At 28.6% G+C, this 13524-nt stretch carries 11 protein-coding genes; 3 read left to right on the forward strand and 8 right to left on the reverse strand.

Features of this window, described 5'->3' with window-relative positions:
- Positions 1–171: 171 nt before the first annotated feature.
- The 7 genes from EPJ72_RS05440 to EPJ72_RS05470 form a co-directional block, all read right to left on the reverse strand.
- On the reverse strand, positions 172–2232 hold the full coding sequence (locus EPJ72_RS05440) for a hypothetical protein (protein ID WP_147731197.1): 2061 nt from the start codon (positions 2230–2232) through the stop codon (positions 172–174).
- A gap of 229 nt (positions 2233–2461) precedes the next feature.
- Positions 2462–3184 (reverse strand): outer membrane beta-barrel protein, encoded by a 723-nt coding sequence (locus EPJ72_RS05445; protein ID WP_147731198.1) that lies wholly within the window; start codon positions 3182–3184, stop codon positions 2462–2464.
- A gap of 129 nt (positions 3185–3313) precedes the next feature.
- Positions 3314–4468 carry an ankyrin repeat domain-containing protein gene (locus EPJ72_RS05450; protein WP_147731199.1) on the reverse strand — a complete coding sequence of 385 codons (1155 nt, stop codon included), beginning with the start codon at positions 4466–4468 and terminating at the stop codon, positions 3314–3316.
- Between the two features lie 78 nt (positions 4469–4546).
- A complete protein-coding gene (locus EPJ72_RS05455; RefSeq protein ID WP_147731200.1) occupies positions 4547–4921 on the reverse strand; it encodes a group III truncated hemoglobin in 375 nt (124 codons plus the stop codon).
- Positions 4922–5041: 120 nt separating this feature from the next.
- The gene (locus EPJ72_RS05460) at positions 5042–5881 is read right to left on the reverse strand and encodes a 3-hydroxyacyl-CoA dehydrogenase family protein (RefSeq protein WP_147731201.1); all 840 of its coding nucleotides are present in this window, start codon (positions 5879–5881) and stop codon (positions 5042–5044) included.
- Between the two features lie 48 nt (positions 5882–5929).
- Positions 5930–6706, reverse strand: coding sequence for an enoyl-CoA hydratase-related protein (locus EPJ72_RS05465; protein ID WP_147731202.1), 777 nt, complete (start codon positions 6704–6706; stop codon positions 5930–5932).
- Positions 6707–6789: 83 nt separating this feature from the next.
- Complete coding sequence (locus EPJ72_RS05470) at positions 6790–7974, reverse strand: acetyl-CoA C-acetyltransferase (protein WP_147731203.1); 1185 nt, start codon at positions 7972–7974, stop codon at positions 6790–6792.
- Between the two features lie 365 nt (positions 7975–8339).
- On the opposite strand from EPJ72_RS05470, the gene EPJ72_RS05475 reads away from it, so the two are divergent.
- Positions 8340–9002, forward strand: a complete 663-nt coding sequence (locus tag EPJ72_RS05475) for a hypothetical protein (RefSeq protein WP_147731204.1) — start codon at positions 8340–8342, stop codon at positions 9000–9002.
- 46 nt (positions 9003–9048) lie between these two features.
- Here EPJ72_RS05475 and EPJ72_RS05480 read toward each other — a convergent pair whose 3' ends face one another.
- Positions 9049–9879, reverse strand: a complete 831-nt coding sequence (locus EPJ72_RS05480; RefSeq protein ID WP_147731205.1) for an EFR1 family ferrodoxin — start codon at positions 9877–9879, stop codon at positions 9049–9051.
- A 264-nt stretch (positions 9880–10143) separates the two neighbouring features.
- Here EPJ72_RS05480 and EPJ72_RS05485 point away from each other — a divergent pair, with 264 nt between their 5' ends.
- A complete protein-coding gene (locus EPJ72_RS05485; RefSeq protein WP_147731206.1) occupies positions 10144–11493 on the forward strand; it encodes a butyryl-CoA:acetate CoA-transferase in 1350 nt (449 codons plus the stop codon).
- A 52-nt stretch (positions 11494–11545) separates the two neighbouring features.
- Positions 11546–13471 (forward strand): acyl-CoA dehydrogenase family protein, encoded by a 1926-nt coding sequence (locus EPJ72_RS13395; protein WP_147731207.1) that lies wholly within the window; start codon positions 11546–11548, stop codon positions 13469–13471.
- Positions 13472–13524 lie beyond the last annotated feature (53 nt).

A 13524-nucleotide genomic window follows, 5' to 3' on the forward strand; every position in this document is an offset into this window, starting at 1 on the left:
TATTGTTTAAAATATATAAAAGTGATAAAAAGCATAGTTTCCAAAGAAAGTTTTCTTGGTCTGCCATTATTAAAACCTTTATATACTTTTCTTAATTCTTCTAAAAGAAATAAATATGTTTTTTTAAGCCAATCACACTTTGACAATCAATCATTTTTATAAAATCCTTTTTTACGAATATATTAACATAATTCTTACTTCTTTGAAACTATAAATTGATTTGTCAAGTACTTTTGAAACAAGTCTATTATCTGAATTGCGAATATATTCTAATTTTTTATTATTTAGTTCTATCTCTTTTTTTATTAATTTGTATACTTTAAATTGTTTTATATTTTTTTCTGCATCATCAAATTTATCTTTAATTTGATAGAAAATAAAATTTAATAAATTTATTATTCTTATGTCTTTAGATGAATTGAAATTGTTAATAATATTATGCAAATATTCAATAACTTTTTCAAACTCAGAAACAGTGCTTTTTATTTTTGTAATTTCTTTTTTTATTAATTTATAGCCTTCAAGTTTTTTTATATTTTTTTCTATACTTATAAATTTCTCTTCATCTTCAATTAAACCGCAAATATAATTTATTAATTCTGAAAGTTTATAACAATCATATTTCTTATACTCTTCATAATCAATAATATTAAAAAAATATAAATTATTAAGCATTCTATTAAACTTATTAATATCATTTTTTATTTTTTTAAATTCTTCTTTATATATAATTTCCAAATTAAATGTCATTTTACCTGTATTTTTTTCTCTCTCTTCTTTTATTTTTATTCTAGTTTTTATATAATATTTTTCATCTCTATGATAGCCTACAATATTGTATGCAATACTCATCAATATAAACTTATAATAATAAATATATATTTCCTTATAATCATATATTGAATATCTTTTAATTATTTTTTCTTCATCTCGATAATAGTAAATATTATAGTTAATAGTACCATAATCTTTTATATTATATTTTTTTGCCGTTTCATTATTTAAATAAAATTTGTAAAACCTATAAATATTATGATTTCTAAGTGTATTATATTTATAAATGTAAAGCTCTATTATGTTTATATATTCTTCTTCATTTATAATTTGTTTATCAGTAAATAAATACCCTATAAAATATCTTAAATAATAAAAAACACTGTCATAATATAAAATGCCTTTTTGTAATTCTTCATTTTCTTCTATTATATTATTATAGTTTTTATTATCTCTTATATCTTTTATCAGACTAAGTATTGTATCATACAAATAAAATATAGTATTCTCTAAATCTTTCATTTGTATAGTTTCAAATATATTAAATATATTTTTTATATTAATTTTATTTATTTCTTTTTGTCTTTCTTTATCATTGCTAATACTTAAACAAATTTCTTTTACATATTTTACAGCTTCAATAGTATACATATTTGGACTTAGTATTTTATCAAAATTAAATATCTCTTTTGCTATCTCTTCAGTGTCATCTAAATAGCTTATATTTCTAATAAATACAAAATCTGTGCTTTTTATGCTTTTATATATTCTTAATATTTCATCTAAAACTATTACACTTTCTAATGTATAGTATCTCGTATCTTTTTTCTTATCTTTCTTATATTTATTATTTAATCTATATGAAGGAAGAATAGAATTAGTAATTTTTTTATTATTATCATCAAAATACTCCTGCATAACTTTCTTCAATCTATCAATTTCTCTCTCTTTGATGATAAGCTCAAAATAATTATTTTTTATATCTTCTATAATATCTTTATAATTTCTTTCTTCATTATTTTTATATATTAATTTATAAGGGCTTATTATTTTATTAATCATTTCATATATATAAGTATGGCTAAATTGTTCATAAGACTTCAAATTATTATATAGTTCTAAAAATAAATAAATATCATCTGTACAATCATGAACCATTTTATCATCAGGATATATTTCTTTATAACTTAAATCTTCATAAAACTCTATTTCTATATATCTATACTTTCCTCTTTTTAATTGTTTATGCTTTCCTGAATTTATTGATACTAATAATACTTTTATATTATTATTTTTTTCTTTTAGTGTATTAATTTTTTTTACTATATTTTTTAGAGAATGAAGAATATAATAATCATCATATATGTCAGAGCTATATTTTTCAATTATATATCTTATATCATTATTTTTTATATCAATTTGTTTATTATTATTTTTTTTATTCTCACTTGAAGCCATTATGAATAACCTAAAATATTTTTTCTTCTATAATACAACTATTTATAATATACATAAACAACTATATTTTGTCAAAAATAAAATTACATTAGAGATTATGAAACTATAAAGTAATTTTAAATAGCTCTAAAAAAATTAATAGATGTCAATAAAAAAAGGTGCATGCATTTTTATTGCACACACCTTGAAACATTAAATTATTTTTTATAAAAATTTTATATAAAGGGGATTAATTATCTACAAAATAAAGACTTATTTGTGCCCCTATATCAAAAGCACCCAAAGACTTTTTGCTAAATCTATCATCAGCCTTAAATGAAGGACCAAAATCATATCCTGCATATATTCCAAGTCCGAATGCAGCTTCTTTATTAAAGAAAAATAAATAATCAACAGTAAGTTTTATATAAGGTATCACAAACATATCAAACTTGTTTTTTGTGTTATTAAAATTATATTTATTATTAGCATCTACTAATTGCTGAGTTTGTTCGTCATATTTTTTAGTAGTTTCACTTGAAGCAATAGGAATCTTAACTCCTCCACCAAGCCCTATAAAAAATCTTGCTATATTAAGCTTTGGAAGAAGACCAATAGATATAGTATCAAAATTATAAGAAGTATTAACAGTAGAATAAGAATTATTTCCAGCAGCAACACTTTCTTTGTATGCAAAAACATCTCTATGATAAGCCAAATCTAATGCCAAAGAAAAGCCCATATAATCATCAAAATCCTTATAAAAACCAGGAGTAATACCAACCCCCCATTCAAAACCAGCAGCCGTACTTAAAGCACCATCTTTAGTGTCTACTCCTGCCTTATGAGTGATTAAACTTTGTGATATAGAAGCCCCAAGAGGAACTACTATGCCAATTCCTAAATCTGCAGCAAAAATACTATATGACCCAATTAAAAATAATGAAAAAATTAATAGAAATAGCTTTCTCATAAATAATCTCCTTTTTTTAATTATGTATATCAATGAAGGACATTATTTATTATAGCAAATTGTAAATTAAATGTCAAGTAAAAGTAAATATTTTTTACTAAAAACTAATAAAAAGTAAAGTTTTTTTAATTATTTTTTGGAAATGCTATTTAAAAAATCAAATATTTCTAAATTCCCCTTCTTCTTAGCAATGCTTGAAGCACTGTCCCCTGACTTTGACTTGTAATTAATGTCCGCTCCAGCATCAACTAATATCTTCACAATATCAAAATTTCCTGCAGTAGCAGCACCTATCAAAGCAGTATATCCCTCTTCTGTAACATCATTAATATTAGCTTTATATACTATAAGCTCTTTTACTATATCAATATGATTTTCTATAGAAGCTATAATTAAAGCATTATATCCTAAGTCATTAGTTTTATTAACATCAGCCTTATTTTTTAATAACTCTTTTATTATCTCAGTATAACCATCTATAGAAGCAGCAATTAAAGGAGTAGTACCATCAGAAGCAGCAATATTTACATTACTTTTATTTTTTATAAGTTCTTTTACTATGTCTAATCTTCCAAATCTAGAAGCATAAATTATAGCACTAACCCCATTAGCCCCTTTAAAATGAACATTAGCTCCTGCCGCAATTAATTTTCTCACAATATCAACATTCCCCGATATAGAAGCCATAAGTAAAGCATTATCTCCAATATTGTTTGCCTTATTAACATCAACTTTTAATTTTATAAGCCTATCAACAATATCTATATAAGCAGAATCAGAAGCTATCATCAAAGGCGTATTTCCGTTTATATCGGCAACATTTATATCAGCCCCATATTCTATAAGCAAATTAAAAATATTGATATCTCCCCTCACAGAAGACCACATCAAAGCAGACCAGCCATCATTATTTTTTATATTAATATCTGCTTTATTATCAATTAAAAGTTTAATTATAGAATAATGCCCCTCAAGTACAGCACCCATCAAAGCAGTATTTCCAAAATTATTAGTATTATTTATATTTACATTAGCATCAATAAGCACTCTTACTATATCAACATTTCCATAAAGTGACGCCCATATTAAAGGAGTATTACCCTGCTCATCTCTAATCTCTAAATTCTCTCCATTATTAATAATATTTTTTAAACTATTAACATCATCTTCAGCAATAGCCTTAATTATAGGAATATCTATAGGTGGATTTTGCTCTTCTTCATTATAATCCTGAGAATAAAGAAGATTAAACATTATAAAAAATATAAGTAGAATAATACGCATAAAATATCCTGTAATAAACTTAAAGATATTATAACATATTAACATAATATTTTAAAATTATTTATTTAAAAACAAAAATTATTGATTAAATAACACAGCCTTAAAATTTTTAGCAATATTACATGCTACCTCATAATAATGATTAGAAGCCTCTTCTTCAAATACATCATCAAGACACCCCTTAAATAAATCAAGCCAAGTATCAAATAATTTTATATCAAAAGGCATAAGATTAATATGCGGCTGCACAGGGTTTCCCATATAAAGTTTTTCATTTAAAAGCATAGTTTTCCAAAACTTAGCAATTTTTTCTTTATGTCTTTCCCAAGAATCATCATCAATTCCAACATGCTCATTAAATATAGCTCCCAATTCTTTATGCACTCTAATTTTAGCATAAAAAATATCCATTAATTTTTCTATACTTTCATTATTTATTTCATTATATTTCATAATTACATGTCCTTATTTTATAATATAAAAATAGTATACTATATTTAAAATTATTACAAATAAAAAAAAGGCGAAGAGATTAAAATTAATCCCTTCGCAAACAAACAAACTATATATTAATTATTTAGAATAGTTGTAAAAACCTCTACCAGTTTTTTGTCCGAGTAAACCACCGCGAACCATTTTTCTAAGTAAAGCACTAGGTCTATATTTAGGGTCACCAGTTTCTCTTTGAAGTACTTCCATAATAGCAAGTACAATATCAAGACCAATTAAATCACCTAAAGCCAAAGGACCCATAGGATGATTAGCTCCAAGTTTCATAGCATTATCTATACCTTCAACAGAAGCAACTCCCATAGAATATAAATCTATAGCTTCATTAATCATAGGAATAAGTATGCGGTTAACAACAAAACCAGCTGTTTCATTAACTTCAACAGGTGTTTTTCCTATTTCTTGAGCTATTTTAATAATTTTTTCAACAACTTCTCTAGGAGTATTAATACCAGAAATAACCTCAACTAATTTCATAACAGGAGCAGGGTTGAAGAAGTGCATACCAACAATAGGTCTTCCAATACCAGAACCTATTTCAGTAATAGAAAGAGAAGAAGTATTAGAAGAGAAAATACAATCAGGTTTACAAATTTCATGTAATTCTTTGAAAGTAGTTTTTTTAACTTCCATATTTTCAAAAGCAGCTTCAATAATTAAATCACAATCTTTACAAATTTCTTTTAAACCAGTAGAGATTTTAGATAAAATCTTATCAGCATCAGCTTTTTCCATTTTACCCTTAGCAATTCTTCCCTCAAAACTTTTAGCAATTTTTGCTTTACCATTAGCAGCAAATTCCTCTTTAATATCACATAAACAAACTTCATAACCTTCAGTTTGAGCAAAGGCTTGGGCAATACCAGAACCCATAGCTCCAGCACCAATAACACCAACTTTCATTTTAATTTCTCCTTTTTTATAAAAAATTTTATAATTTTAAAAAATATATTATTTATTAACAAATTTTTCAACTTTTCTTTTTTCTAAGAAAGCAGCCATACCCTCTCTCTGATCCTCGCTTTCAAAACAATCACCAAATAACTTCTCTTCAACAACAATAGCAGTATCCATATCAACATCAAGCCCTCTATTAATAGCTCTTTTACAATTACGAACAGCAATAGGAGCATTGTTAGCAATAGTTTGAGCTAGTTTTTCAGCTTGAGCCATAAGTTCAGCTTGAGGATAAACAGCATTAACTAAACCAATCCTATAAGCCTCATCTGCTTTAATATTTTTAGCAGAATATATAAGTTGTTTAGCCATACCAGCACCTACCAATCTAGGAAGTCTTTGAGTACCGCCGAAACCAGGAGTGATACCAAGTCCCACTTCAGGCTGACCAAATAAAGCATTATCAGAACAAATGCGTATATCACAGCTCATAGCTATCTCACATCCGCCGCCCAAAGCAAAACCATTAACAGCAGCAATAACAGGTATAGGGAAAGTTTCTATCTTTCTAAATACATCATTACCCTTCTTACCGAAAGCCTCGCCTTCTGTTTTGCTTGCCTTACTCATTTCAGATATATCAGCACCAGCTACAAAAGATTTCTCTCCAGCACCTGTTAATATTAAACATCTTATATTATTTACATCAACAGCATCTAAAGTTTTATCAAGCTCATCTAAAACTTGAGAGTTAAGAGCATTAAGAGCTTTTTCTCTGTTAATAGTTATAACAGCAATCATACCCTTCTCTTCATACTTTATAAAATCCATTAATCTCTCCTTAAATTTATTATTATATTGTAATAACTAAAACAGGTTTAGAAAACTTTCTCTAAACCTGCAAAGCAAAATTATTACATTTCTACAATGGTAGCACAACCCATACCACCACCGATACACAAAGTAGCAAGTCCTCTCTTAGCACCTTTAGCATCCATTTCATGAAGCAAAGTAACAAGTATTCTGCATCCTGAAGCACCTACTGGGTGGCCTAAAGCTATAGCTCCTCCATTAGGGTTAAGCTGTTTATCAACATCTATTCCAAGCTCTCTTCCTACAGCAATAGATTGAGCAGCAAAAGCTTCATTAGATTCGATAATATCGAAATCTTTAATAGTTAAACCAGTACGAGCCATTACTTTTTTAGTAGCAGCAACAGGTCCTATACCCATAATTCTAGGTTCAACACCGCCTAAAGCACCAGTAATCCAAGTAGCCATAGGCTTAATTCCTAAATCTTTAGCCTTATCTTCGCTCATTACAACAACTGCAGCAGCCCCATCATTAATGCTAGAAGAATTACCAGCAGTAACTCTACCACCATCTGGTTTGAAAGCAGGTTTTAATTTAGCTAAACTTTCAACTGTTATACTAGCTCTAGGACCTTCGTCTTTATCAAATACTATATCGCCTTTTTTAGTTTTTATTGTAACAGGCACAATCTCTCTTGTAAAATTACCTAACTCTTGAGCTTGAACAGCTTTCTGCTGAGATTTAGCAGCAAACTCATCTAATTCTTCGCGAGTAAGTTTCCAGTCATCACAAACATTTTCTGCTGTAATACCCATATGATAGTTGTGGAAAGCATCAGTTAAAGCATCATGAACCATAGTATCTAATATTGTATCATGACCAAGTCTGTAACCATAACGAGCTTTTTTAAGAGCATAAGGTGCTAATGACATATTTTCAGTACCGCCTGCAACAACTATATCAGCATTGCCTGCAAGTATCATATTAGCAGCGATATTAACAGCATCAAGTCCAGAACCGCAAACAACATTAAGAGTCATAGCAGGAACTTCAACTGGCAAACCTGCTTTAATAGAACTTTGACGAGCAACGTTTTGTCCTTGAGAAGCCTGTATTACACAGCCCATATAAACCATATCAACTTGATTAGGTTCTACTTTAGCTCTTTTTAAAGCTTCTTTAATAACTACAGCTCCTAACTCTGCAGCAGGAACAGTACTTAATGAGCCTCCCATACTTCCTATAGCTGTACGGCAAGCACTAGCTATTACTACTTTTTTAGCCATAATAAAAATCTCCCCAAAAATAATTTATTCACATCTTATATATTTTGAATTTTTTATAATATGCTATTTTTAGTATAGTATATTTTTCCTATTAATTCAATAACATAAATAAATTTTATTGTACAATTATTTACTACAAATATCATTATAAGTCATTATAAAATTTATATAAATAATATATTTTTTAAACTACACATTATGTCAATATGATTAAAAAATAATATTAACATAATGTGATATAATATTATTATAATATAATAAAATAGTATAAAATTTGTATTTTATTATTGACATATAAAATATTATTATTTATATTATATATTATTAAAATATAATTAAATAATAGTTCATTTGGGATAAGTTTTATGATAATAGGAAAAGCACAATACGAAGAATATCTATCAAATTTTACAGACAAAAAAGTATTTTTTAGCATAAATGAAGGAGAAAATTATATAAAAAATACAAATGCTTCTTCTGTGGTATTATCATTAAAACTATGCAATCTATATGGAGCTATAAACACATTAAAACAAAAAACTATTAATTCATATTTAAAAAACTTTTATAGTAAATCATTGCCTATAATAAGCAATAAATATGGCGGAAAAGTTGATCAAATATCAGCTCAATATATAGTAGCAGTATTTTCAGATAATTTTAAATTTAGAAATACAACTTACAGCGATATATTAAAAGACGCATATAGCTGTGCCAAAGAATTAATAACAACATTAAAAGCAAATAAATATTATGCAAATATATCTATTGCTATGGGAAATTTATGCTTTTGTCAGGTATCAGATACTGAAGTTTTATTTGATGAAGTAGTATGTGTAGGTGAACCTATGATACTTGCAAACAAATTATTAAATATTGCAAATGCAAATGAAATATTAATTCCGGAAAATATAAGTGATATGGTTTATGCTGATAATGAATTAAGAGTTTCTTGGTCTATTACTTCACAAACTTGCAATTTTTCTGATGTTGGAAATTATTATATTAAGAGGTTAATAAAATTATAACTTATCATTAAAATATATGTTTATATAAAATGATAAGTTATAAAAATCACATATAAAAAATTTCAGGTTCAGCTCTTCTTTCAAACTGTTCTTCTAATTCATGCTGATGGTATAAATATCCCTCATCATCATAATATCTGCATTTTTCCGGGCATTTTTTTATACAAGCACCACATTTTGTACATATACTAACATATTTGCTTACATCATTAAAATCAATAGAACCCATAGGACAAACATGAGCACATATTTTACAATCGGTACATTTTGATAAATTAACTTTAGGTTTTACTTTTAATATGTCAATAGCATGTTCGTGCCTATCTCTTGGAGTGTAATAAGGACGAATAGGTTCATTCCCTCTCACCTTAATAGGTTCTGCAGGTATATTCTCTACAGTTCTTATTTTCTCTACTATTTTTTCTACAAAATCTAAAGCAATCTGCATATCTTTTTCATCAGGTCTATTAGCTCCTAAAGTGTAAGAAAAAGCATGCTCCCCAACAAATCCAGCCCCCGCTATAGTATGAAAGCCATTACACTCCAATATATTTCTAAGCTCAATTAAAGCATCATCAAAGTTTCTATTACCAAAAAGCACAATAGGTATAGCCAAAGCACCATTTCCCTTAATATTATTTTTTAAATAAGGAAGCATTATATTCGGCACTCTTCCTGCATAGGTAGGACTTCCACATACTACTAAATCATTTTCTTTAAACTCAAGTACTTTCTCTCTTCTTTTAGGTAAACTATAATTATATTTTTCAAACTCAACATTAAGTTTTTTAGCGACATTTTCTCCTATAAAAGAAGCTATTTTTTGAGTAGTACCTGTAGCACTATAATATACAGCATATACCTTTTTTACTATCATAATATACCCCCCATAGTACTTTTATCTATTATATAATAATTATGTAAATAAATGTGTGTAAGTCAAGTAAAAAACAAATAAAAGCTAAAAATAAAAAATAAAAATGTATTTTTTGTGAAATAAAAAAATATAAAATTAACATAATAATGCATAATATTATAGATAAATAAATTTAAAAATAATATCTTTTAAATTTTGATTGACAATTAAAATTTATTTTACTATACTATAGTATATCAAAAAATCATTTTAGTGGGAGATCTTATGGATTATAGTAAACTTTATAATGAGAAGTTAACCTCTCCATATGAAGCTGTTAAGGTTGTAAAATCTGGTGATTGGATAGACTATGGTTGGGTAATAGCCACTCCAATAGAATTAGATAAAGCATTAGCAGAAAGAATGCCTGATTTAACAGATATTAATATTAGAGGAGGTATATTATGCTGGGAGCCTCAAATATTTAAAATTCTTAATCCAGAAAAACATTTTACTTGGAACTCTTGGCATATGTCTGGTATAGAAAGAAAAGCAATATCAAGAGGATTTTGTTTTTATGATCCTATTCGTTATTCTGAAATGCCTAGATATTACAGAGATTTGCCTCGCGGTATAGATGTAGCAATGTTTCAAGTTGGCCCTATGGATGAGAATGGTTATTTCAGTTATGGCCCTAATGCTTCACATATGCAGGCTATGATAGAGAGATGTAAATGTGTTATAGTTGAAGTAAATGAAAATATGCCTCGCTGTTTAGGTGCTAGTTATATTGGAGGAGAATCTATACATATTAATCAAGTTGATATGATAGTAGAGGGAGATAATCCTCCTATAGTAGAATTAGGCGGAGGCGGTGCTACTACAGAGGTAGATAAAACTGTAGCAAAACTTATAGTAGAAGAAATACCTAATGGTGCTTGTATACAGTTAGGTATTGGCGGTATGCCTAATGCGGTAGGTTCATTAATAGCAGAATCTGATTTAAAAGACTTAGGTGTACATACAGAGATGTATGTTGATGCTTTTGTTGATATATCATTAGCTGGTAAAATCACTGGAAGTAAAAAGAATATAGATAAAGGAAGACAAACTTATGCATTCGGTGCTGGTACTAAAAAGTTATATGATTTTATTCATAATAATCCTCAATGTTTGTCTGCTCCTGTAGATTATACTAACGATGTGAGAGTAATATCTTCTATAGATAACTTTATGTCTATAAACAATGCTGTTGAAGTGGATTTATTTGGTCAAGTAAGTGCTGAATCAACAGGATTCAAACATATAAGCGGTGCTGGCGGACAATTAGACTTTGTATTGGGTGCTTATCTTTCAAAAGGCGGTAAAAGCTTCATTTGTTTATCATCAGCTGTAAAAGGTAAGGATGGTGAATTACAATCAAGAATAGTTCCTAGCTTTACTAATGGTACTATTATAACAGATACAAGGGCCAACACTCATTATGTTGTTACAGAATATGGTAAAGTAAACTTAAAAGGTTTAACTACTTGGCAAAGAGCTGAAGCTTTAATCTCTATAGCTCATCCAGACTTTAGAGAAGATTTAATTAAAAAAGCTCAAGAATGCAATATCTGGAGAAACAGCAATAAATAATAAAATTATCTTAATTCATAATAAAACAAATTAATAAAAAAAGGAGAAGCAAATGTTTAAAACAACTGAACAACACGAAGAGTTTCGTGCTAAGGTCAGAGCTTGGGCTGAAGAAGTAGTAAAACCTATAGCTGTAGAGCTTGACCTTGATAATAAATTCCCAGATGAAGCTGTAAAAGAAATGGGTAAAAAGAAATTGGATATTATGGGTATACCATATGGTAAAGAATACGGCGGTGCTGGACTAGATGTTATTAGTTATGCAATAGCAGTAGAAGAACTTTCAAGAGTTGATGGCGGTGTTGGTGTAATTTTATCTGCTCATACTTCTTTAGGTTCTTATCCTATAGCTGCTTTTGGTACTGAAGAGCAAAAGAAAAAATATTTAACTCCTCTAGCTAAAGGAGAAAAAATAGGTGCTTTCGGTTTAACTGAGCCTGAAGCTGGTTCTGATGCAGGCGGTACAGAAACTACTGCTGTATTAAATGGTGACCACTACATATTAAACGGTGAAAAAATATTCATCACTAATGCTCCTAAAGCTGATACTTATGTAGTATTTGCTGTTACTACTCCTGGTATTGGTACTAAAGGTATTAGTGCTTTCATAGTAGAAAAAGGTTGGGAAGGTTTTGAGTTTGGTGAACATTATAACAAACTTGGTATACGTTCATCTGCTACTGCTCAATTGCTTTTCTCTGATGTTAAAGTTCCTAAAGAAAACTTACTTGGTAAAGAAGGACAAGGTTTTAAAATTGCTATGCAAACTCTTGATGGCGGACGTATTGGTATTGCTGCTCAAGCTTTAGGTATAGCACAAGGAGCTTATGAAGCTGCTTTAGAATATGCTAAAGACAGAATACAGTTTGGTCGTCCTATAGCTCAGCAACAAGCTATTGCTTTCAAACTTTCTGATATGGCTACTAAATTACGTGCTGCAAGACTTCTTATATATAGTGCTGCTTATCTTAAAGAAAAACATGAACCTTATGGTATGGAAGCTGCTATGGCTAAACAGTATGCTTCTGATATAGGTTTGGAAGTTGTTAATGATGCTCTTCAAATACATGGTGGTAACGGTTATATTAAAGGTGCTTACATGGTTGAGAGAGCTTACCGCGATGCTAAGATTTGTACAATTTATGAAGGTACTAACGAAATTCAAAGAGTTGTTATTTCTGCTTCTATACTAGGTAAAATGCCTAAATCTCCTGTTGCTGTTGCTGTTGGCCCTATGGCTAAAAAAGGTCCTATCACTGGTGAAAGAAGAAATATCATATTCAAAGAAGGTTCTGCTCAAGATAAAGTTAATGCTCTTGTTGCTGCTTTACAAAAAGATGGAATCGACTTCTCTGTTGGTATTGACATTAATACGCCTATAGTTGATGCTGAAAGAGTTGTTTCTGCTGGTAAAGGTATTGGAAGTAAAGAAAATATGAAACTTGTTGAGAATTTAGCTAAAGCTGCTGGTGCTGCTATTGGTTGTTCTCGCCCTGTTGCTGAAGAATTGAGATACTTACCTATCAATAGATATGTTGGTATGTCTGGTCAAAAATTCAATGGTAACTTATATATTGCTTGCGGTATTTCTGGTGCTAACCAACATTTGAAAGGTATTAAAAACGCTTCTATCATAGTAGCTATCAATATGAAAGCTTCTGCTAAAATATTCAAAAATGCTGATTATGGTATTGTTGGTGATGTTACTGAAATACTTCCTTTACTTACTGCTGCTTTAGGCGGAGATGCTGCTAAAAAACCTGCTGAAGTACCTTACAAAAAAATTAAAAGAATCGTACCTAAAAAAGTTATGGAATTACCAAAAATATATGTTTGTTCTGGTTGTGGTTATGAGTATAATCCATTCGTTGGAGATCCAGAAGCTGAAATAGCTCCAGGTACAGACTTTACTGCTCTTCCAGAAGAGTGGGTATGTCCTGAATGTAGTGAAGAAAAAGCTAACTTCATTAAGGCGTAAATAATATAATTAAGTAAAATGCTTAATTTTGATAAACTAACAAAGGAGGAAAT

The sequence above is a fragment of the Brachyspira pilosicoli genome (assembly GCF_008016535.1).
Classification (GTDB): Bacteria; Spirochaetota; Brachyspiria; order Brachyspirales; family Brachyspiraceae; genus Brachyspira; species Brachyspira pilosicoli_A.